The sequence below is a fragment of the Pseudomonas sp. AC242 genome (assembly GCF_979258655.1).
Window position 1 is genome coordinate 5,273,592 of sequence record NZ_OZ409873.1, and the last position, 21,425, is coordinate 5,295,016.

Annotated in this window: 25 protein-coding genes; 13 read left to right on the forward strand and 12 right to left on the reverse strand. The window is 60.9% G+C overall.

Going from position 1 to position 21,425, the window contains the following annotated elements; translation table 11 throughout:
* Positions 1–13 precede the first annotated feature (13 nt).
* Positions 14–337 (forward strand): DUF3392 domain-containing protein, encoded by a 324-nt coding sequence (locus tag ACZZ0A_RS23705; RefSeq protein WP_007913629.1) that lies wholly within the window; start codon positions 14–16, stop codon positions 335–337.
* A gap of 134 nt (positions 338–471) precedes the next feature.
* On the opposite strand, the gene trmB is transcribed toward ACZZ0A_RS23705, so the two are convergent.
* From trmB to ACZZ0A_RS23725, 4 genes are all read right to left on the reverse strand, one after another.
* Complete coding sequence (trmB, locus tag ACZZ0A_RS23710) at positions 472–1,197, reverse strand: tRNA (guanosine(46)-N7)-methyltransferase TrmB (protein WP_007913622.1); 726 nt, start codon at positions 1,195–1,197, stop codon at positions 472–474.
* A gap of 9 nt (positions 1,198–1,206) precedes the next feature.
* Positions 1,207–2,001: a thiazole synthase gene (locus ACZZ0A_RS23715; protein WP_007913621.1), complete on the reverse strand. Its 795-nt coding sequence runs from the start codon at positions 1,999–2,001 to the stop codon at positions 1,207–1,209.
* A 60-nt stretch (positions 2,002–2,061) separates the two neighbouring features.
* Positions 2,062–2,262, reverse strand: coding sequence for a sulfur carrier protein ThiS (thiS, locus tag ACZZ0A_RS23720; protein WP_123454333.1), 201 nt, complete (start codon positions 2,260–2,262; stop codon positions 2,062–2,064).
* 71 nt (positions 2,263–2,333) lie between these two features.
* Positions 2,334–2,714: a DUF423 domain-containing protein gene (locus ACZZ0A_RS23725; protein WP_007950170.1), complete on the reverse strand. Its 381-nt coding sequence runs from the start codon at positions 2,712–2,714 to the stop codon at positions 2,334–2,336.
* Positions 2,715–2,788: 74 nt separating this feature from the next.
* Between ACZZ0A_RS23725 and mtgA the strand changes: the two genes are divergently transcribed.
* Complete coding sequence (gene mtgA / locus ACZZ0A_RS23730; RefSeq protein WP_007913618.1) at positions 2,789–3,511, forward strand: monofunctional biosynthetic peptidoglycan transglycosylase; 723 nt, start codon at positions 2,789–2,791, stop codon at positions 3,509–3,511.
* A gap of 207 nt (positions 3,512–3,718) precedes the next feature.
* Here the strand turns inward: mtgA and rpoH are convergent, their stop codons facing one another.
* From rpoH to ftsY, 4 genes are all read right to left on the reverse strand, one after another.
* Entirely contained in the window at positions 3,719–4,573 is an 855-nt protein-coding gene (gene rpoH / locus ACZZ0A_RS23735; protein ID WP_007913617.1) for an RNA polymerase sigma factor RpoH, read from the reverse strand.
* 115 nt (positions 4,574–4,688) lie between these two features.
* Entirely contained in the window at positions 4,689–5,714 is a 1,026-nt protein-coding gene (gene ftsX / locus ACZZ0A_RS23740) for a permease-like cell division protein FtsX (protein ID WP_463543803.1), read from the reverse strand.
* Entirely contained in the window at positions 5,711–6,382 is a 672-nt protein-coding gene (gene ftsE, locus ACZZ0A_RS23745; protein WP_003229148.1) for a cell division ATP-binding protein FtsE, read from the reverse strand. The genes ftsX and ftsE overlap by 4 nt, the downstream gene beginning before the upstream one ends.
* Positions 6,379–7,920: a signal recognition particle-docking protein FtsY gene (gene ftsY, locus ACZZ0A_RS23750; RefSeq protein ID WP_463543804.1), complete on the reverse strand. Its 1,542-nt coding sequence runs from the start codon at positions 7,918–7,920 to the stop codon at positions 6,379–6,381. The genes ftsE and ftsY overlap by 4 nt, the downstream gene beginning before the upstream one ends.
* Between ftsY and ACZZ0A_RS23755 the strand changes: the two genes are divergently transcribed.
* The 6 genes from ACZZ0A_RS23755 to ACZZ0A_RS23780 all read left to right on the forward strand — a co-directional run bounded on the left by ACZZ0A_RS23755 (position 7,919) and on the right by ACZZ0A_RS23780 (position 13,601).
* A complete protein-coding gene (locus ACZZ0A_RS23755; protein WP_025112092.1) occupies positions 7,919–8,113 on the forward strand; it encodes a hypothetical protein in 195 nt (64 codons plus the stop codon). The two genes, ftsY and ACZZ0A_RS23755, sit on opposite strands and share 2 nt — an antisense overlap.
* A 152-nt stretch (positions 8,114–8,265) precedes the next feature.
* The gene (locus ACZZ0A_RS23760) at positions 8,266–9,621 is read left to right on the forward strand and encodes a M16 family metallopeptidase (RefSeq protein WP_414916458.1); all 1,356 of its coding nucleotides are present in this window, start codon (positions 8,266–8,268) and stop codon (positions 9,619–9,621) included.
* The gene (locus ACZZ0A_RS23765) at positions 9,614–11,101 is read left to right on the forward strand and encodes a M16 family metallopeptidase (protein WP_463543805.1); all 1,488 of its coding nucleotides are present in this window, start codon (positions 9,614–9,616) and stop codon (positions 11,099–11,101) included. The genes ACZZ0A_RS23760 and ACZZ0A_RS23765 overlap by 8 nt, the downstream gene beginning before the upstream one ends.
* Positions 11,101–11,715: a 16S rRNA (guanine(966)-N(2))-methyltransferase RsmD gene (gene rsmD / locus ACZZ0A_RS23770; RefSeq protein ID WP_414916456.1), complete on the forward strand. Its 615-nt coding sequence runs from the start codon at positions 11,101–11,103 to the stop codon at positions 11,713–11,715. The genes ACZZ0A_RS23765 and rsmD overlap by 1 nt, the downstream gene beginning before the upstream one ends.
* Before the next feature lie 63 nt (positions 11,716–11,778).
* A complete protein-coding gene (locus ACZZ0A_RS23775) occupies positions 11,779–12,774 on the forward strand; it encodes a hydrolase (RefSeq protein WP_463543806.1) in 996 nt (331 codons plus the stop codon).
* The gene (locus tag ACZZ0A_RS23780; RefSeq protein WP_463543807.1) at positions 12,771–13,601 is read left to right on the forward strand and encodes an AraC family transcriptional regulator; all 831 of its coding nucleotides are present in this window, start codon (positions 12,771–12,773) and stop codon (positions 13,599–13,601) included. The genes ACZZ0A_RS23775 and ACZZ0A_RS23780 overlap by 4 nt, the downstream gene beginning before the upstream one ends.
* A gap of 78 nt (positions 13,602–13,679) precedes the next feature.
* Here ACZZ0A_RS23780 and ACZZ0A_RS23785 read toward each other — a convergent pair whose 3' ends face one another.
* Positions 13,680–14,534: a sulfurtransferase gene (locus tag ACZZ0A_RS23785; protein ID WP_463543808.1), complete on the reverse strand. Its 855-nt coding sequence runs from the start codon at positions 14,532–14,534 to the stop codon at positions 13,680–13,682.
* 32 nt (positions 14,535–14,566) lie between these two features.
* Positions 14,567–15,238 carry a TetR/AcrR family transcriptional regulator gene (locus ACZZ0A_RS23790; RefSeq protein ID WP_007913599.1) on the reverse strand — a complete coding sequence of 224 codons (672 nt, stop codon included), beginning with the start codon at positions 15,236–15,238 and terminating at the stop codon, positions 14,567–14,569.
* A 146-nt stretch (positions 15,239–15,384) separates the two neighbouring features.
* Here ACZZ0A_RS23790 and ACZZ0A_RS23795 point away from each other — a divergent pair, with 146 nt between their 5' ends.
* From ACZZ0A_RS23795 to ACZZ0A_RS23815, 5 genes are all read left to right on the forward strand, one after another.
* Positions 15,385–16,815, forward strand: coding sequence for a coniferyl aldehyde dehydrogenase (locus ACZZ0A_RS23795; RefSeq protein WP_095112803.1), 1,431 nt, complete (start codon positions 15,385–15,387; stop codon positions 16,813–16,815).
* 29 nt (positions 16,816–16,844) lie between these two features.
* Positions 16,845–17,390, forward strand: coding sequence for a twin-arginine translocation pathway signal protein (locus tag ACZZ0A_RS23800; RefSeq protein ID WP_123376166.1), 546 nt, complete (start codon positions 16,845–16,847; stop codon positions 17,388–17,390).
* 119 nt (positions 17,391–17,509) lie between these two features.
* Entirely contained in the window at positions 17,510–19,105 is a 1,596-nt protein-coding gene (locus ACZZ0A_RS23805; protein ID WP_463543809.1) for a GMC family oxidoreductase, read from the forward strand.
* Positions 19,106–19,220: 115 nt separating this feature from the next.
* A complete protein-coding gene (coaD, locus tag ACZZ0A_RS23810; protein ID WP_003229157.1) occupies positions 19,221–19,700 on the forward strand; it encodes a pantetheine-phosphate adenylyltransferase in 480 nt (159 codons plus the stop codon).
* 141 nt (positions 19,701–19,841) lie between these two features.
* Complete coding sequence (locus ACZZ0A_RS23815; RefSeq protein ID WP_003195146.1) at positions 19,842–20,093, forward strand: YfhL family 4Fe-4S dicluster ferredoxin; 252 nt, start codon at positions 19,842–19,844, stop codon at positions 20,091–20,093.
* Positions 20,094–20,218: 125 nt separating this feature from the next.
* Here ACZZ0A_RS23815 and ACZZ0A_RS23820 read toward each other — a convergent pair whose 3' ends face one another.
* Positions 20,219–20,542, reverse strand: a complete 324-nt coding sequence (locus tag ACZZ0A_RS23820) for a hypothetical protein (RefSeq protein ID WP_007913584.1) — start codon at positions 20,540–20,542, stop codon at positions 20,219–20,221.
* Between the two features lie 69 nt (positions 20,543–20,611).
* Positions 20,612–21,424 (reverse strand): bifunctional DNA-formamidopyrimidine glycosylase/DNA-(apurinic or apyrimidinic site) lyase, encoded by an 813-nt coding sequence (gene mutM, locus ACZZ0A_RS23825; RefSeq protein ID WP_463543810.1) that lies wholly within the window; start codon positions 21,422–21,424, stop codon positions 20,612–20,614.
* Position 21,425 lies beyond the last annotated feature (1 nt).

Genomic DNA, 21,425 nt, shown 5'->3' on the forward strand with positions numbered 1-21,425 from the left:
TAAGGGAAAACGCATGGATTTGATACTCGACCTGCTCGCCACCGTCTCCCGCTGGAGCCGCAGCAACCTCTCGGAAATCGCCCTGGCGCTGGTCGGCTGCCTGCTGGTGCTGTTCGGCGCCGACTTCAAAGGCTGGGTCGAGCAACGCCTGGGCAGCATCGCCGGCGCCCTGCGCGTACCGCTGATGGCGCTGCTGTGCGTGATCGGCAGCGGTGCAGCGCTGATTTACGCCACGCCGTGGGTTATCAAGGGTTTGAGCCAGTTCAACAACTACAGCCTGGCGCCAGTCCTGCTGGTAGTCCTTGTCCTCATCGGCGTGGTCGCCGACCGCCGCTGATCTTTCGGCCGCTTTTGATCGTTCCCATGCTCCGCGTGGGAATGCCTCAATGGACGCTCTGCGTCCGCTGTGGGACGCAGAGCGTCCCGGGCAGCATTCCCACGCAGAGCGTGGGAACGATCATTGCGTGATGCTTAGGCGAGTTTTTCGAACTTCAGGTCCCAGACGCCATGGCCAAGACGTTCGCCGCGGCGTTCGAACTTGGTGATCGGGCGTTCGGCCGGGCGTGGCACGCACTTGCCGTCTTCGGCGAGATTGCGGTAGCCCGGGGCGACGTTCATCACTTCCAGCATGTATTCGGCGTACGGTTCCCAGTCGGTAGCCATGTGCAGAATGCCGCCAACCTTCAACTTGCTGCGCACCAGTTCAGCGAACGACGCCTGAACGATACGACGTTTGTGGTGACGGCTCTTGTGCCACGGATCCGGGAAGAACAGCATCAGGCGGTCAAGGCTATTGTCGGCGATGCAGCGGTTGAGCACCTCGATCGCGTCGCAATCGTAGACGCGCAGGTTGGTCAGACCCTGGGTCAGCACGCCATTGAGCAGCGCGCCAACACCCGGACGGTGCACTTCAACACCGATGAAATCCTGCTCCGGCGCCGCCGCGGCCATTTCCAGCAGCGAGTGGCCCATGCCGAAACCGATCTCCAGCGAGCGCGGTGCCGAACGGCCGAACACTTGATCGTAATCGACCGGCGCGTCAGCCAGCGGCAGCACGTACAGCGGCGCGCCCTGATCCAGACCGCGTTGCTGGCCTTCGGTCATGCGCCCGGCGCGCATCACGAAACTCTTGATGCGGCGGTGTTGGCGCTCGTCGCCCTCTTCCGTCTGGATAGGCGTGTCGTTCGATTCAGTCATCAATGGCTCTTACTTGATCAGACCATCCAGCGGCGAAGAGGCGCTGGCATAGAGTTTTTTCGGCATACGGCCAGCAAGGTAGGCCAGGCGGCCTGCAACGATGGCGTGTTTCATGGCTTCAGCCATCATCACCGGCTGCTGGGCGTGGGCGATGGCCGAGTTCATCAGCACTGCATCGCAACCCAGTTCCATGGCGATGGTCGCGTCGGACGCAGTGCCGACACCGGCATCGACCAACACGGGAATCTTGGCTTCTTCGAGGATGATCTGCAGGTTGTACGGGTTGCAGATCCCCAGACCGGAACCGATCAGACCGGCCAGCGGCATGACCGCGATGCAGCCGATTTCTGCCAGTTGACGGGCGATGATCGGGTCATCGCTGGTGTACACCATCACGTCGAAACCTTCCTTGACCAGCGTTTCCGCGGCCTTGAGGGTTTCGATCACGTTAGGAAACAGGGTTTTCTGGTCGGCCAGTACTTCCAGCTTCACCAGGTTGTGACCATCGAGCAGTTCACGCGCCAGGCGGCAGGTGCGCACGGCTTCGATGGCGTCGTAGCAGCCCGCAGTGTTCGGCAGGAAGGTGTAGCGCTCCGGCGACAGCACGTCGAGCAGGTTCGGCTCGCCTTCGATCTGGCCCAGGTTAGTGCGGCGTACGGCGAAGGTGACGATCTCGGCACCCGAGGCTTCGATGGCCTGACGGGTTTCTTCCATGTCACGGTACTTGCCGGTACCGACCAGCAAACGCGACTGGTAAGTACGACCGGCCAGAACAAAAGGCTTGTCGCTACGAACGATGCTCATGGGGAATCCTCTTTAGGGGTGAGGGTCTTGCAGAATTCTGTACCCTTGCGGGCCGGGCGATCAGCCGCCGCCGATGGCGTGCACCACTTCGACGTTGTCACCGTCATTGAGCGTGGTGCTGGCATGCTGGCTGCGCGGGACGATATCCAGATTGAGTTCGACTGCCACCCGGCGTCCGGTCAGTTCCAGACGGGTGATCAGGGCCGCAACAGTCTCGCCGTCGGGCAGTTCAAGGGATTCACCGTTCAACTGAATGCGCATGCGCAACGCCGCCATCATTTTTAGGGGCTGGCATTCTAGCCCGATCATGACCTAAAGGTCAGCACCAAGCGTCAAGCGGTTGGTTGCAGGCGCCAGGCGGCGAGGCCCAGGCAAACCCAACCGGCCAGAAATGCCAGACCGCCGAACGGAGTGATGATGCCGAGTTTGCTGATACCGGTGATGGTCAGCACGTACAGGCTACCGGAGAACAGCAGAATGCCCACGGTGAACGACACGCCGGCCCAAGCGACCAGCCGCCCCTGAATCTGCGTGGCCAACAGCGCCACTCCGAACAGTGCCAGGGTGTGCACCAGTTGATAAGTGACGCCGGTGTGGAAAATAGACAGATATTCAGGCGTCAGTCGGCTTTTCAGGCCATGGGCGGCGAATGCGCCCAACGCAACACCGGTGAAACCGAAAAAAGCGGCCAGCATCAAAAAGCCACGCAGCATTGGGAACTCCAGTCAGACGCGATCGGCAGGGTCTGTATAATGGCCCGCTCCACCGGTTCGGCCAAGCCATCTCTATGCTGCGTACTATTTTCCGTCGTCTCACGAAGGCCCTGCTCTGGTTCGCCGGTGGCAGCGTCTTGCTGGTGCTGGTGTTTCGCTTCGTGCCGCCGCCGGGCACAGCGCTGATGGTCGAACGCAAGGTCGAATCCTGGGTCGACGGTGAGCCGATTGACCTGCAACGCACGTGGAAGCCGTGGGACGAGATCTCCGACGATCTCAAAGTGGCGGTCATGGCCGGTGAGGATCAGAAGTTTCCCGAGCATTGGGGTTTTGACTTCAGTGCGATCCAGGCCGCACTGGCGCACAACGAACTCGGCGGCTCGATTCGCGGCGCCAGCACCTTGAGCCAGCAAGTGTCGAAGAACCTGTTTCTGTGGGCCGGCCGCAGCTATCTGCGTAAAGGCCTGGAGGCCTGGTTTACCGCGCTGATCGAGGTGTTCTGGCCCAAGCAGCGGATTCTTGAGGTGTACCTGAACAGCGTCGAGTGGGATGACGGGGTGTTTGGCGCCGAAGCTGCGGCCCGCCATCACTTTGGCGTGAGCGCGAAGTCGTTGTCGCGGCAGCAGGCGAGTTATCTGGCGGCCGTTCTACCCAATCCGCGTGTCTGGAGTGCGAGTCATCCAACCGCTTATGTGTCGCGCCGGGCCGGGTGGATTCGGCAGCAGATGAGCCAGTTGGGTGGGGATAGTTATCTGTTGGGGCTCAACGATTCGCGCCGCGCACCGTGGTCTCGATAGCCAGTCAAGATTCTTCCAAATCCTAAAGATCCCTGTGGGAGCGGGCTTGCCCGCGATAGCGGTAGTTCAGCAACCATCTACATGACTGACCCGACGCCATCGCTGGCAAGCCAGCTCCCACAGGGATTGATGCTGCCCTGACATATGCGCATAAAAAAACGCCCCGATCATCGCTGATCGGGGCGTTTTTTATTGCCTGCTCGCCGGTTATGCGGCGATCGACAACTTGAGCTTGTTCATCGCGCTCTTCTCGAGCTGACGGATCCGCTCGGCCGACACGTTGTACTTCTGCGCCAAGTCGTGCAGCGTGGCTTTCTCTTCTGCCAGCCAGCGCTGGTAGAGGATGTCACGGCTGCGTTCGTCCAGCACTTCCAGTGCTTCGTGCAGGTTGCTGTTGGAGTTGTCGCTCCAGTCGGCATCTTCCAGTTGACGCGCCGGGTCGTACCGGTGGTCTTCCAGATAGTTGGCCGGCGACTGGAAAGCGCTGTCGTCGTCAGCTTCAGCAGCCGGGTCGAAGGCCATGTCATGGCCGGTCAGGCGACTTTCCATCTCGCGCACTTCCCGCGGTTCAACGCCGAGGCTTTCCGCCACACGGTGGACTTCCTCGTTGTTCAGCCACGCCAGACGTTTCTTCTGGCTGCGCAGGTTGAAGAACAGCTTGCGCTGGGCCTTGGTGGTCGCGACTTTCACAATGCGCCAGTTGCGCAGGATGAACTCGTGAATTTCCGCCTTGATCCAGTGCACGGCGAACGACACCAGACGCACACCCATTTCCGGGTTGAAGCGCTTCACGGCCTTCATCAGGCCGACGTTACCTTCCTGGATCAGGTCAGCCTGAGCCAGACCGTAGCCGGAATAGCTACGGGCGATATGTACGACAAAACGCAGGTGGGCGAGCACCATCTGCCGAGCCGCCCCCAAATCCTGCTCATAGTAGAGACTCTCGGCCAGTTCACGCTCCTGCTCCGGCGTCAGCAATGGAATGCTGTTGACGGTGTGCACGTAAGCTTCCAGGTTCGCACCCGGAACCAACGCATACGCAGGTTGCAAAGAATTGGTCATACGAAAAAACCTCCCACTTACATACTCGTGCCTCTCGGCACTGCGAAAAATTGACCGGGAATTCAAGTGCAAGTTCCCAAAAAAACCGCGAGGTCAATCACGCGCAAAAAAGATTCTACTTCGGCGCCAGCTCCCTGAGATGGCGTGCGACTGCAATCCATGCACCGATATAACCCAACAGCACCGCGCCAAGCAAGAGCGACAGACCGTCGGCAACTGGCACTCCGGCCAGCGCGAAATCACTGCCGTACAAGCCGGCCAGCCCAACCACCGCATCGTTCAGCCAGTTCAAGCCAAACGCCAATACGCCCCAGGACAGTAGCCCCGCACCGAAGCCATACAACGCGCCCATATAAAGGAAAGGGCGACGCACATAACTGTCAGTGCCGCCGACGAGTTTAATCACTTCTATCTCGGTGCGGCGGTTTTCAATATGAAGACGAATGGTATTGCCTATCACCAAAAGTAATGCAGAAACCAGCAGCACTGTCAGACCGAAGACAAAACGATCGCCAAGCTTGAGGATGGCGGCCAGACGCTCGACCCAGACTAGATCAAGTTGCGCCTGTTGTACCTTGGGCAGCTCGGAAAGTTTTTGTCTTAATGCTTCCAGGGTTGGCTTGTCGACTTCATTCGGAGTGACCAGTACCACGCCCGGCAACGGGTTCTCCGGCAGCTCGCGCAGGGCTTCACCCAGTCCGGACTGTTGCTGGAACTCTTCCAGCGCCTGATCACGGCCGACATATTCAGCATCAGCTACGCCGGGCATGCCTTTGATCTGTTCGCGCAACGACTCGCCCTGTTCCGGGCTGGTGTCGAGTTGCAGATACAGCGAGATCTGCGCCGCCCGCTGCCACGAACCACCAAGACGTTCGACGTTGTTGAGCAACAGCGAAAGCCCCATCGGCAGGCTCAGCGCCACGGCCATCACCATGCAGGTGAAGAAACTGCCAATCGGCTGCTTGCCGAGGCGACGCAGGCTGTCGAGCAGACTGGCGCGATGGCTTTCGACCCAGGCACGGAACAACGTGGCGAAATCCGGGCCATCGTCTTCGTCGTGCTTTTTCTTCTTCGGCGGCTGCGGATCGGCGGCCTTCGGGGCCACGCGCTCGGAAACCTTTGGGCTACGTGTCGCACTCATACCCCGGCCTCCCCGTCGCCGATCAATCGGCCACGTTGCAGGGTCAACATGCGGTGACGCATGCGCGCGATCAGCGCCAGGTCGTGACTGGCGATCAGCACGCTGGTGCCCAGACGGTTGATGTCTTCGAACACGCCCATGATTTCGGCCGCCAGACGCGGGTCGAGGTTACCGGTCGGTTCGTCCGCCAGCAGCAAGGCCGGGCGGTGCACGATGGCGCGGGCAATGCCGACGCGCTGTTGCTGACCGGTGGACAGGTCGCCCGGGTACAGATCGGTTTTATCCGACAGCGCCACGCGTTCCAGCGCCGAATCGACACGCTTGGCGATTTCGGCCTTGGACAAGCCAAGAATCTGCAGCGGCAAGGCGACGTTGTTGAACACCGTGCGATCGAACAGCAACTGGTGATTCTGGAATACCACACCGATCTGCCGGCGCAGGAACGGAATCTGCGCGTTGCTGATGGTGCTCAGGTCTTGCCCGGCCAGCAGCAGTTTGCCACTGGTCGGACGTTCCATCGCCAGCAACAGGCGCAACAACGTGGATTTACCGGCACCGGAGTGGCCGGTGACAAACAAGAACTCGCCACGACGGACTCGAAAGCTCAGCTCATGCAAGCCGACGTGACCGTTCGGGTAGCGTTTACCGACCTGTTCGAAACGAATCATGAACGCTCCCGCTCGGCAAACAGTGCCTGGACAAAGGGTTCGGCTTCAAAGGTACGCAAATCGTCGATGCCTTCACCGACGCCGATGTAGCGGATCGGCAGGCCAAACTGCTTGGCCAGGGCGAAGATCACCCCGCCCTTGGCGGTACCGTCGAGCTTGGTCAGCGCCAGGCCGGTCAGTTCGACGGTCTGGTTGAATTGCTTGGCCTGATTGATGGCGTTCTGGCCAGTACCGGCGTCGAGCACCAGCAGCACTTCGTGCGGCGCGTCAGCGTCGAGCTTGCCAATCACACGACGAACCTTCTTCAGCTCTTCCATCAGGTTGTCTTTGGTGTGCAGACGACCGGCGGTGTCAGCGATCAAAACGTCGATGCCGCGGGCCTTGGCAGCCTGCACGGCGTCGAAGATCACCGAAGCCGAGTCGGCGCCGGTGTGCTGGGCGATCACCGGAATCTTGTTGCGCTCGCCCCAGACCTGCAATTGTTCCACAGCGGCGGCGCGGAAGGTGTCACCGGCGGCAAGCATGACTTTCTTGCCTTCCAGTTGCAGCTTCTTCGCCAGTTTGCCGATGGTGGTGGTCTTGCCGGCGCCGTTGACGCCGACTACCAGAATCACGAAAGGCTTGTTCTGCGAGGCGATTTTCAGCGGTTGTTCGACCGGTTTGAGCATCGCGGCCAGTTCGGCCTGCAGGGATTTGTACAGCGCGTCGGCGTCGGCCAGCTCTTTGCGCGCGACCTTCTGGGTCAGACGCTGGATGATTTGCGTGGTGGCTTCGACACCCACGTCGGCGGTGAGCAGACGGGTTTCGAGGTCATCGAGCAGATCGTCATCGATGGTTTTGCGGCCGAGGAACAGGCTGGCCATGCCCTCGCCGATGCTGGCGCTGGTTTTCGACAAACCTTGCTTGAGGCGGGCGAAGAAACCGGCTTTGGTTTCTTCGGTGCGCGGGGCTTCGACCGGGGCCTCGGCAACCACTTCGACTGGAGTAACAGGAGCAGCGACAACCGGTGCAGGTGCAGGTGCAGGTGCAGGTGCAGGTGCAGGTGCAGGTGCAGGTGCAGGCTCGGGCTGTTGGACAACTGGCGCAACAAACACGGGCGCAACGGGCTCGACAACAACCGGCGCAGGCTCAACTACCGGCTCAACCACCGGCGCCGGAGCAACCTCTGCAACGAATGCAGCAGGCGCAGGAATGTCTGGGGTGATGTGCGGCGCTGCCTCTTCAACCAATGCCACTGGCTCTTCCGCCACTGGCAAAGTCAGCCATGGCTCAGCCGCCGGGGTCAGCGGCAATTCCGCCGCTACAGGCGCTTCAGGCTCGGGTTCTGGCTCGACCGGTTGCAGCACCGGCTCGGCAATCGGCAGAACGATCGGTGCCGGCTCTTCGTCTATAACCGGAGCAGGTTCCGGTGCAGGCTCAGGAATCGCGGGCGGCTGTTCGACGACGGGTTCCTGCGGTTTCTTACGCAGCCATCCGAACAGGCTTTTCTTCTCGCCAGCCGCAGCTGGGGTCTTCTTGTCGTCGTTGGAACCAAACATGGAGGACGGCTATCTCACGGTAGCGACGCGCCATAAGGGCGCCCCGGCAAATAAATATTCGATGCAGAACAGACTGTGTTTCATCCAGCTTGTTCACGCGCAACATTTTGTCGAGGCACCACAGGCACCTCAAAGGTCGATTAATACGAAGGACTGGAACGGCATCGTCGGCGAAAACGCAGAGTTTAGCTGACAAACTCAAAGCTTCTTCCGGGAACCCATACAACCTATCGACCGAACAGTGGCTTGATAGGCGTGGCCGCCAGTAAAACGGATCAGTATCCTAGCACCTCCTCGCCCGCCTAGGCTAAGACCAAGCGGGCAGCCCAACAGGTTAAAAAACGAATGAATGCTCTAGCCCGCCGCGCTGCAGGCCTGCTGCTCAGCACAGTCTGCCTGCCCCTTTCGGCCCTGGCGGCCGACCCGCAACCGACCCACGAATTCACCCTCGACAACGGCCTCAAGGTCGTCGTGCGCGAAGACCATCGCGCGCCCGTGGTGGTCTCGCAGGTCTGGTACAAGGTCGGCTCCAGCTACGAAACCCCGGGCCAGACCGGTTTGTCCCACGCGCTTGAACACATGATGTTCAAGGGCAGCGAGAAAGTCGGTCCCGGCGAAGCCTCTTTGATCCTGCGTGATCTGGGCGCAGAAGAGAACGCCTTCACCAGCGACGACTTCACTGCTTATTACCAGGTGCTGGCTCGCGACCGTCTGGGCGTAGCCTTCGAACTGGAAGCCGACCGCATGGCCAATCTGCGCCTGCCGGCCGACGAGTTCGCCAAGGAAATCGAAGTCATCAAGGAAGAGCGCCGCTTGCGCACCGATGACAAGCCGATGTCCAAAGCCTACGAGCGCTACAAGGCCATGGCCTACCCGGCCAGCGGCTACCACACGCCGACCATTGGCTGGATGGCCGACCTCGACCGCATGAAGGTCGAAGAGCTGCGCCACTGGTACCAATCCTGGTACGTGCCGAACAACGCCACACTGGTGGTGGTCGGCGACGTCACTCCAGACGAAGTGAAAACCCTCGCCCAGCGCTATTTCGGCCCGATCGCCAAGCGCGACGTGCCACCGGCGAAAAAACCACTGGAACTGGCCGAGCCCGGCGAACGCCAGATCACCCTGCACGTGCAGACTCAGTTGCCTAGCTTGATGCTCGGTTTCAACGTGCCAAGCATTGCGACGGCTGATGACAAACGCTCGGTCAACGCTTTGCGCCTGATCTCGGCCCTGCTCGACGGCGGTTACAGCGGCCGCATCCCGACACAACTGGAGCGCGGCGAAGAACTGGTCTCCGGCGGTTCGTCGAGCTACGACGCCTACACCCGTGGCGACAGCCTGTTCACCCTCTCGGCAACGCCGAACACGCAGAAGAAAAAGACCATGGCGCAAGCCGAGGCCGGTCTGTGGAAGTTGCTGGAGCAGCTGAAAACCACCGCGCCGTCCGCCGAAGAACTCGAGCGCGTACGTGCACAAGTGATCGCCGGTCTGGTGTTCGAACGTGATTCGATCACCAGCCAGGCCACCGCCATCGGTCAACTCGAGACCGTAGGCCTGTCGTGGAAACTGATGGACACCGAACTCGCCGATCTGGAAAGCGTGACCCCGCAAGACATCCAGAACGCCGCCAAGCTGTATTTCACCCGCGAACGTCTCAGCGTCGCCCACGTCCTGCCACTGGAGACGACTCATGAGTAAGCGCAAATCCCCACGCCTGCTGCTCGGCCTGATCGCCGTGGCGGTGATCGGCTCTGCCGCGTTCTACCTGTCGCCGGGCGCTGACAGCAATGCCAGCGAAGCCCTCGACAACGCCAAGTCCAGCCAGAAGCTGCAATCGCTGGCCGAACTCGACGGCAAGGCCCCGGCCAGCCGCAAACTCGACGTGCAAACCTGGAACACCGCCGCAGGCGCCAAAGTGCTGTTCGTCGAAGCCCATGAGCTGCCGATGTTCGACATGCGCCTGATCTTCGCCGCCGGCAGCAGCCAGGACGGCAGCGCATCGGGTCTGGCGGTACTGACCAACGCGATGCTCAACGAAGGTGTTGCCGGTAAAGACGTCGGCGCCATCGCTCAGGGCTTTGAAGGTCTGGGGGCGGATTTCGGCAACGGTGCGTTCAAGGACATGGCGTTGGCCTCGCTGCGCAGCCTGAGTGCTGCCGACAAACGCGAACCGGCCTTGAATCTGTTCTCGGAAGTGGTCGGTAAACCGACCTTCCCGGCCGACTCCTTCGCGCGTATCAAGAACCAGATGCTCGCCGGTTTCGAATACCAGAAACAGAACCCCGGCAAACTCGCCAGCCTTGAGCTGATGAAGCGTCTGTATGGCGACCACCCGTACGCGCATTCGAGTGACGGCAATCCACAGAGCGTGCCGAAGATTACCCTTGCGCAGTTGCGTGAGTTCCACGCCAAGGCCTACGCCGCTGGCAACGTGGTCATCGCGCTGGTCGGTGATCTGTCGCGCGCGGAAGCCGAGGCGATTGCCAATCAGGTCTCCTCGGCCCTGCCCAAAGGCCCGGCGCTGGCGAAAATCGCTCAGCCGCAGGAACCGAAAGCCAGCGTCAACCACATCGAGTTCCCGTCGAAGCAAACCAACCTGATGCTCGCGCAACTGGGCATCGACCGTGACGATCCGGATTACGCGGCGCTGTCGATGGGCAACCAGATCCTCGGTGGTGGCGGTTTCGGCACGCGCCTGATGAGCGAAGTGCGTGAGAAACGCGGCCTGACCTACGGCGTGTACTCGGCATTCAGCCCGATGCAGGCACGTGGCCCGTTCATGATCAACCTGCAGACCCGCGCAGAAATGAGCGAAGGCACCCTGAAACTGGTGCAGGACGTGCTCGCCGACTATCTGAAAACCGGGCCGACGCAGAAAGAGCTCGATGACGCCAAACGCGAACTGGCCGGCAGCTTCCCGCTGTCCACCGCGAGCAATGCCGATATCGTCGGCCAACTCGGCGCGATGGGCTTCTATAATCTGCCGCTGAGCTATCTCGACGATTTCATGCGTCAGTCGCAAAGCCTGACCGTGGAACAAGTCCGCGACGCCCTGAACAAACATCTGAGCACGGACAAAATGGTCATCGTCACCGCTGGCCCGACCGTGCCGCAAAAGCCGTTACCGGCCCCATCTGATAAACCTACCGAGCAACCGCTCGGGGTTCCGGAGCATTAATGGCAACTCGTTCCCCTAAAAAGCCTGCGCACAACGTCCACAACGGTGTGAACCAGTTGCGCATCATTGGCGGCCAATGGCGCAGCCGCAAGCTGAGCTTCCCCGATGCGCCGGGCCTGCGCCCGACGCCGGACCGCGTGCGTGAAACCCTGTTCAACTGGCTCGCGCCGTATGTTGAAGGGGCCAAGGTACTCGATCCGTTCGCCGGCAGCGGCGCGCTGTTTCTCGAAGCGCTGTCCCGTGGCGCGGCCATGGGCCAGGCACTGGATGCCAGCAACATTGCGGTGTCCAGCCTGAAAGAACACCTCGGTACCCTGCGCTGCGCCAACGGCCAGGTGCAGACTGCCGACGCCCTGCGTTATCTGGAAACCCAGACCGCCAGCGCGTACGACCTGGTGTTCCTCGATCCGCCGTTCAACCAGAACCTGCTGCCTGCCGTCTGCACCTTGCTCGAAGAGCGTCAGTGGCTGGCGCCGGACTCGTGGATCTACACTGAAAGCGAAACGGCGCCATCGACGCTGGGCCTGCCGGGCAACTGGCGCCTGCACCGCGAACAGAAATCCGGCCGGGTTTACTACGCGCTGTGGCAACGTACGGCAGAGATCGCCGGTTAATCGACCGGTCTGAATAGGCGGCGCCCCTTCCAACAGGGTCGCCGCTCTGCATCGAGAATCATCGTGTCCACCTCTTCAGAACGCTTCACCCCCGCCCTCGGCCTCGGCAATCCGCACCTGCAAACCTTGTGGGGGCCGCTGTGGCGCAAAACCGTACATATCGAGCGTGAACGTGAACGCCTGTGGCTCGAGGATGGCGACTTCCTTGACCTCGACTGGCACGGCCCGCACACCGCCGATGCGCCCCTGGTGTTGGTACTGCACGGCCTGACCGGCTCCTCCAATTCGCCTTACGTCGCCGGTATCCAGAAGGCGCTGGCCGATCAAGGCTGGGCCAGCGTGGCGCTGAACTGGCGTGGCTGTTCCGGTGAACCGAATCTGCTCCCGCGCAGTTATCACTCCGGCGCCAGCGAAGATCTCGCCGAGACTATCAAGCACCTGCGCGCCAAACGACCATTGGCACCGTTGTTTGCCGTCGGCTACTCCCTGGGCGGCAACGTGCTGCTCAAACATCTTGGGGAAACCGGCAGCGCCAGCGGTGTGCTCGGTGCAGTCGCAGTGTCGGTGCCGTTTCGCCTCGACCAATGCGCCGACCGCATCGGCCAGGGATTTTCCAAGGTCTATCAGGCGCACTTCATGCGCGAGATGGTCGCTTACATCAAGAACAAGCAACGGCAGTTTCAGCATGACGGTCGCGAAGACGGACTCGCCGCGCTGGCAGCCCTCGGCTCGCTGGAAAACATGCGCACGTTCTGGGATTTCGATGGCCGGGTAACCGCGCCGTTGCACGGTTTCAATGATGCCGAGGATTACTATCGCCGCGCTTCAAGCCGCTACTTCCTCGGTGAGATCCGCACGCCGACCCTGATCATTCAGGCGGCGGACGATCCGTTCGTGTTCCCGCACAGCTTGCCGCAAGCCAGTGAGCTGTCGGCCTCGATTGCCTTCGAATTGCAGGCACGCGGCGGGCATGTCGGCTTTGTCGACGGCTCGCTACGTCAGCCTGGTTATTACCTGGAACGACGCATCCCGCAGTGGCTGGCCAGCGTGCCCGCATGAGCGATCAGGGCGAGTCGATCCGCTTCTGGCAAACCGCGCCGCTGGCCGGGGTCGAGTTGTTGTCGGCGCGCTACATCGAGCATCGCTTCGCCCCGCATGTGCACGACGGATTCGTGATCGGCATGATCATGGCCGGTGCCCAGCGTTATCGCTATCGCGGCGCCGAACATCTGGCCGGCAGCGGCACACTGGTGTTGATCAATCCGGACGAATTGCACACCGGGCACAAAGGCACCGAGGACGGCTGGCTGTATCGGGCGTTTTATCCCGATACTTCACAGATCGTTTCGTTGCTGGATGAGCTGGAGCTGTCCACCACGAGTCTGCCGGCGTTCGGCGCCACGCTGTATCGCGATGCGGATCTGGTCAACGGCTTTGCGCAATTGCACCGCTTGCTGGAAAGCCCAGCGACCGCGCTGCAACAGCAAACGCTGTGGCGCGAGATGATGTTGCGGCTGTTGCAGCGCCATGCAGCGGTGCCGGTGCCCGGTCGAGCCGGCAAGGAACACCGCGCAGTGCTGTTGGGCAAAGAATTGCTGCACGCGCAACTGGCGGCGCCACCGTCACTTGAAGAGCTCGCGGCGGCGGTCAATCTGTCGCCGTTCCATTTCGCCCGAGTGTTTCGCCGCGCTACTGGTATGCCGCCGCACACCTGGCTGATGCAGCAACGTATCGCTCAGGCGCGCGCACTTCTGCAGCACGGCTGCCTGCCGGTGGAGGTCGCCACACAATTGGGGTTTGCCGACCAGAGCCATTTGAGCCGGCAGTTCAAGCAGGCTTATGGCGTCGGGCCCGCCGCCTACCGTAGCGCCCGGATGGAAAGCTAAAAGATCGCAGCCTTCGGCAGCTCCTACAGGGAAATGCATTCCAATGCAGGAGCCGCCGAAGGCTGCGATCTTTTGATCTTATTCGCCGGTGGCGATACCGCGCGAAGGCTCGTTGATCCACTCGCTCCATGATCCAGCGTACAACGACCCCAACGGATAACCCGCCAGGCACAACGCAAACAGGTTGTGACACGCCGTCACGCCGGAACCGCAATACGCCACCAGATCCGCTGGCGAGCGCTCGCCGAGCTTGGCGGCAAAACGTTGTTTGAGCTGATCCGCCGGCAGGAATCGCCCGTCGTTGCCGAGGTTGTCGGTGAACGCCGCGCATTGCGCGCCGGGAATATGTCCGGCAATCGGATCAATTGGTTCGACCTCCCCCTTGAATCGCGGCAACGCCCGAGCATCAATCAAGGTCAACGCAGGTTGGCCAAGGCGCTTTTGCAATTTTTCGGCGCTGATCAGCAGGCTCATATCCGCCTGAGCACTGAAACTACCGCGACTGACCGTCGGCGCATCCAGGCTCAGCGGCAGCCCCGCCGCATGCCACGCCTTGAGCCCGCCATCGAGAATGAACACACCATCGCGCTTGCCCAGCCACGCCAGCAACCACCACGCCCGCGCCGCGTAGGCACCGGGACCGTCATCGTACAAAATCACATCGCTGTCGTTGTTGATGCCCCAGGCCTGCAGCCGCTCGATCAACGCCGCCGGCTCGGGCAACGGATGACGGCCAGTCACGCCTTTCACCACTTTACCGCTGAGGTCACGCTCAAGATCGGCGAAGCTCGCCCCGGCAATGTGCCCTTCGGCATAGCTGCGCTGGCCGTAGTCCGGGTCTTCGAGAGCAAAACGACAATCGAGAATCACCAGTCCCGGCTGCGCCCTGCGGGCATCCAGTGCTTCGGGGCTGATCAGTTGCGCAATCGGCATAACAGGCTCCTGGGGGATTTCAACAGAACGGTTTATTTCACGTCTTCGAGGGCCTGGGCCAGCGGCACGTAGAACTCCTCGAACAACGCATTGACCTCGTCTCGCGCCTGCTCGGTGACAAACCCGGCTTCCAGCACCAGCACCTGATACACGCCACGTTTAATGGCTTGTTCACTGAGGTGGTTGGAATTCTCGCGGGTGGTGCACAGGAAGCGCACCCACGACGTCAGGATGATCCAGGCATTGAGGGTCAGGGATTCGATTTGCACGCGGTCCATATCGAGAATCCCGGCGGCGACAAAACCTTCGTAGATCGCCGCGCCCTGAATCACACAGCGTTGCGAGAAGCGCCGATAGCGGGCGGCCAGTTCCGGATCGCTGTCGAGCAGATGCTCCAGATCGCGGTGCAGAAAGCGGTAGCGCCACATCGCCGAGAGCAATTCCTTGAGATAGAAACGCTTGTCCTCGACCGTCGCCGCACGCCCCTGCGGCGGACGCAGAAAGCTGTCCACGAGGCTTTCGTACTCACTGAACAACACGGCGATGATCGCCTGCTTGTTGGGGAAGTGGTAGTACAGATTGCCGGGAGAAATCTCCATGTGGGCGGCAATGTGATTAGTGCTGATGCTGCGCTCGCCCTGTTGATTGAACAGCTCAAGGCTGTTCAGCACGATACGCTCGCTGGTTTTTATTCGTGGGGCCATGGCTTGAGCTTTAATTCAGAGTGCGTTGGGGGGCATCTTACGACCTAACCGGAAATGGATAAAACAATGCTGTGCAAGGAAGTCATTTGACTTTCTAGAGCATAGACTCTAAAAAGTTCATCATTACAATAAATCCGGAGCAGACCATGACTGCCGACATTGCCTACCTGCAAACGCTGCAACAACCGCTGGCCGAGCTGGACCGGTTGTTCGAGGCGCAGCGGGCTGCGTATGCCGCGAACCCGATGCCACCCGCCGCCCAACGCCAGCAATGGCTCAAGGCGCTGAGTGATTTGCTGAGCAACGAGCGTCAGGCATTGATCGAGGCAATCAGCTCCGATTTCAGCCATCGCAGCGCCGATGAAACCCTGCTCGCCGAGCTGATGCCAAGCCTGCACGGCATTCATTACGCCAGCCGTCATCTCAAAGGCTGGATGAAAGCTTCGCGACGCAAGGTCGGCATCGCGTTCCAGCCTGCTTCGGCAAAAGTGGTGTATCAGCCTCTGGGCGTAGTCGGCGTCATCGTGCCGTGGAATTACCCGCTGTATCTGGCCGTCGGCCCGCTGGTCGGCGCCCTGGCAGCGGGTAACCGGGTGATGCTCAAACTCAGTGAATCGACCCCGGCCACCGGCTTGTTGATGAAAGAGTTGCTGGCGAGAATTTTCCCCGAAGACCTGGTCTGCGTGGTGCTCGGTGAAGCCGACATCGGCGTGGCGTTCTCGCGCTTGCGCTTCGACCACTTGCTGTTTACCGGCGCCACCAGCATCGGCAAACACGTGATGCGCGCCGCCGCCGAAAACCTGACCCCGGTCACCCTGGAACTGGGCGGCAAGTCGCCGGCTATCGTCTCCCACGATGTGCCGCTCAAGGATGCTGCCGAGCGCATCGCCTTCGGTAAAACCCTCAACGCCGGCCAGACCTGCGTTGCCCCGGATTACGTGCTGGTGCCGGAAGACCGGGTCGGTGCTTTTGTCGAAGCCTATCGCCAGGCCGTGCAGGGTTTCTATCCGACACTCACTGACAATCCGGACTACACGGCGATCATCAACGAACGCCAATTGGCACGGCTCAACGGCTACGTCAGCGACGCCACCAGCAAGGGTGCGCTGTTGATTCCGCTGTTCGAGCAGGGCCAGGGCCGGCGCATGCCGCACAGCGTGCTGCTGAATGTCAGCGACGAGATGACGGTGATGCAGGACGAAATCTTCGGGCCGCTGCTGCCGATCGTGCCGTATCAGGATCTGGAGCAGGCATTCGCTTACATCAATCAGCGGCCACGTCCTCTGGCTCTTTACTACTTTGGCTACGACAAACGCGAACAGAACCGTGTGCTGCACGAAACCCATTCCGGCGGCGTGTGCCTGAACGACACGTTGCTGCATGTGGCTCAGGACGACATGCCGTTCGGCGGCATCGGTGCTTCCGGCATGGGCCACTACCACGGTCACGAAGGCTTTTTGACCTTCAGCAAAGCCAAAGGCGTGCTGATCAAACAGCGGTTCAACGCGGCCAGGCTGATTTATCCACCCTACGGCAAATCGATTCAGAAACTGATCCAGAAGCTGTTCATTCGCTAAACCTTCGTCACCGCCGGGTAATAAAAATAATGCACCCAAGCCTGACCGAAACACCTGCACTGTCCCGCCGTGGCCTGCTGAAATTCAGCCTCGGCGCTACGGCGTTCCTCGCCACCGCCGGACTCGGCGCCAGCCTTAGCGGCTGCTCGTCGAGCGTCGCGGCCAACGGTTTTGTCTCGCTGCGCGACGGCGACCTGCTGTTTCTGCGCGCGCTGATTCCGGTGATGCTCGACGGCGCCTTGGCGGCCGAGAAAATGCCGGTCGCTGTTGAAGGCACGCTCAAGTCGCTGGACTACAGCCTCGATCACCTGTCGCCGGAAATGCTCAAACTCATCCGGCAGTTGTTCGACGTGCTCGGCATGGCGGTGACGCGCGGGCCACTCACCGGGATCTGGGGCAGTTGGGAAAACGCCAGTGCCGAGGCGATGCGGCATTTCCTTGATCGCTGGGAAAACAGCTCGTTGAGTCTGTTACGCATGGGGCATAGCTCGTTGCAGCAGATGGTGATGATGGCCTGGTACACCCGCCCCGAATCGTGGGCGCATTGCGGCTATCCAGGGCCGCCTTCGGTCTGAGACCGAGTCGCACCTATCGCGAGCAGGCTCACTCCTACAGGGGGTTGCATTCCAAATGTAGGAGTGAGCCTGCTCGCGATGAGGCCCGCCAGAACAACAAAAACAAGAGAACCTGATCGATGCCCGTACCCGACCCGTTCCGCGAAGGCCTCGCCCGAGGCTGGAAAACCTACAACGGCGCACAACTGAGCGACGACCTCACCCTTGAAGCCGACGTCGCTATCATCGGCAGCGGCGCCGGTGGCGGCACCACTGCGGAAATCCTCAGCGCTGCCGGCTACAAAGTCCTGCTGATCGAAGAAGGCCCGCTGAAAACCAGTTCAGATTTCAAAATGCTCGAAGACCAGGCCTACAGCAGCCTCTATCAGGAGGGCATCGGCCGCATGAGCAAGGACGGCGCGATCACCATTCTGCAAGGCCGCGCGGTTGGCGGCACAACGCTGATCAACTGGACCTCGAGCTTTCGCACGCCGGAGCCGACCCTCGAACACTGGGCCAAAGAACACAACGTCAAAGGCCATAGCCCCACCGAGATGGCGCCGTGGTTCGAGAAAATGGAACAGCGCCTCGGCGTAGCGCCGTGGATGGTCCCGCCCAACGCCAACAACGACGTAATCCGCAAAGGCTGTGAGCAACTCGGCTACAGCTGGCACGTGATCCCGCGCAATGTGCGCGGCTGCTGGAACCTTGGTTACTGCGGCATGGGCTGCCCGACCAACGCCAAGCAATCAATGATGGTCACGACTATTCCGGCGACGCTGGAAAAGGGCGGCGAGCTGCTTTATCTGGCCCGAGCGGAGAAACTGCTGATCAGCGGCAACAAAGTCACTGGCCTGCAATGCGTGGCGATGGATGAGCGCTGCGTTGAACCGACCGGCCGCAAAATCACCGTCAACGCGAGGCATTACGTGCTCGCCGGCGGCGGCATCAACAGCCCGGCGCTGTTGCTGCGTTCGGATGCCCCGGATCCGCATAAAAACCTCGGGAAACGCACCTTCCTGCACCCGGTGAACATGTCCGCCGCGCGCTTCGACGAAGTCATCAACCCGTTCTACGGGGCGCCGCAGTCGATCTATTCCGACCATTTCCAATGGAAGGACGGCACCACCGGGCCGATGGCTTTCAAACTTGAAGTACCACCGTTGCATCCGGCACTGGCGGCCACCCTGCTCGGCGGCTTTGGCGAGGAGAGTGCGCAACACATGGCGGACCTGCCGCACACCCACGCCATGCTGGCGTTGCTGCGCGACGGTTTTCACCCGGACAGCACGGGTGGCGCAGTCGAATTACGGGGCGATGGTTCGCCGGTGCTCGACTACCAGGTTTCGCCCTACGCCTGGGACGGCCTGCGCCGGGCCTTTCATGTCATGGCCGAAATCCAGTTCGCCGGCGGTGCGAAATCGGTAATGCCGATGCACGCCGACGCCCGATACGCGAAAACCTTGGCCGAAGCGCGCACGCTGATCGATGGTTTGAGCCTTGAGCTGTACCGCACTCGGTTGGGCAGCGCTCACGTCATGGGCGGCTGCGCGATGGGCGAAGACCCGAAAAGTGCGGTCACCGACAGTCTCGGCCGGCATCATCAACTGGCTAATCTGTCGATCCATGACGGCTCACTGTTCCCCACCAGCATCGGCGCCAACCCGCAGCTGTCGGTGTATGGCCTGACCGCGCAACTGGCAACATCCCTCGCCGATCGGCTGAGAAACCCGTGAAAAAACCGATTATTGCCATCGTCTATAGTGCTTTCTTACCCAACAGGCGACTTGGCCGACCGGGACGGCTGCGATACCATCCGACTCCCCAACGGACTCCCGCCAGGACGACGCGATGAACCGAGTGTTGTACCCAGGTACCTTCGACCCTATTACCAAGGGCCATGGCGATCTGGTCGAACGCGCCTCGCGCCTGTTCGACCACGTGATCATTGCGGTTGCTGCCAGCCCGAAAAAGAACCCGCTGTTCCCGCTGGAACAACGGGTCGAACTGGCTCGCGAGGTCACCAAACACCTGCCGAACGTGGAAGTGGTCGGCTTCTCGACGCTGCTGGCGCATTTCGCCAAAGAGCAGAACGCCAATGTGTTCCTGCGTGGTTTGCGCGCGGTGTCGGACTTCGAATACGAATTCCAGCTGGCCAACATGAATCGCCAGTTGGCTCCGGATGTGGAGAGTCTGTTTCTCACCCCGTCCGAGCGTTATTCGTTCATTTCCTCGACGCTGGTGCGGGAAATTGCCGCGTTGGGTGGCGATATCAGCAAGTTCGTCCACCCCGCTGTGGCCGATGCGCTGACCCTGCGCTTCAAAAAGTAGGCGCTGCCGAAGGCTCGGACTGCGATCCTGGCTGTTGATTACAGCCCTTGATCGCAGCAGCGTGCACTGCGCGCGCCAATGCGGCACAATTGCGCGCATTGATTTATAGCGCCCGGGCCTGCCGCCCTGGCTGGAGTTAGCATGTCCCTGATCATCACCGACGATTGCATCAACTGCGACGTCTGCGAACCCGAGTGCCCGAACGCCGCCATCTCCCAAGGCGAAGAGATCTATGTGATCGACCCGAACCTGTGCACCCAGTGCGTCGGCCACTACGACGAACCGCAATGCCAACAGGTTTGCCCGGTGGATTGCATTCCGCTGGACGAAGCGCATCCGGAGACTGAAGAACAGTTGATGGAGAAATACCGCAAGATTACCGGCAAGGCTTGAGTCTTCCAGCGCCTGTACAGACGCCATCGCGAGCAGGCTCACTCCTACATTGGAACGCATTTCAACTGTAGGAGTGAGCCTGCTCGCGATGAGGCCGTCAGCCACACAGGAAATCCCTGATCAGCTTACTCGCGCTGCTCAAACCCCTCCCCGATACACCCCAGGCACCGCACAAAAGCGGCTTTCGCCGGATCCACCACCAACGCCTGCCCCGCATCGCCCACCCCGCCACCCAGTGCGGTAAACGGCAACGACACGACAAACGCCCCCGCACCAATCACCGTCGCCACCACCAATAAAGGTCGGGCAATCAGCAAGTCGCCGATCATCGCGTAGGCCGGGGGATTCTGGATGGTGTAACGCGGATCGCCACTGCCATTTTCCGCGGCTTGAACAGCCAGACTGGAACACAGCAGCAGCGTAACAAAGAGGACTTGCAAGGATTTCATGGCACGATCCTTCGGGCTTAACAGTGAGACAACTCACTATAGACCGTAGGACTTTTTCAGTCGTTTGCCTCAGCTCTGGCAGCGCGGGCAGAACACACTGGCACGCTGGCCCAGCTTCACTTCACGCAAGCCGGTGCCACAGACCTTGCAGTGTTCACCGCCACGGCCATAGACAAACAGTTCCTGTTGGAAATAGCCCGGCTGACCGTCACCGCCGATGAAATCGCGCAACGTCGTCCCGCCACGCTCAATGGCAGCGGCTAGAATGCGTTTGATCTCGATGGCCAGCTTCAGATAGCGCCCCCGGGAAATGCCCCCGGCTTGACGACGCGGATCAATCCCGGCAGCGAACAGCGCTTCGGTCGCATAAATATTGCCGACCCCGACCACCACCGCGTTGTCCATGATGAACGGTTTGACCGCCATCGAACGCCCGCGCGACAGCTGAAACAAACGCTCGCCATCGAACAGATCGGTCAGTGGCTCCGGGCCGAGACGAATCAGCAATTCATGATTGAGCGGATCATTGCTCCACAACATCGCGCCGAACCGTCGCGGATCGGTGTAGCGCAGCGCCAGCCCCGACTCCAGTTCAATATCGACGTGTTCATGCTTGAGCGCCGGCAAACCGACTTCGACCAGACGCAAATTGCCCGACATGCCCAAGTGACTGATCAGCGTACCAACCTCGGCATTGATCAACAGGTACTTGGCCCGTCGTTCGACCAGCACGATTCGCTGCCCCGACAGACGCACATCGAGGTCTTCGGGGATCGGCCAGCGCAACCGCCGGTCCCGCACGATCACCCGGCTGACACGCTGGCCTTCCAGGTGCGGGGCAATCCCGCGACGAGTGGTTTCGACTTCCGGCAGTTCAGGCATA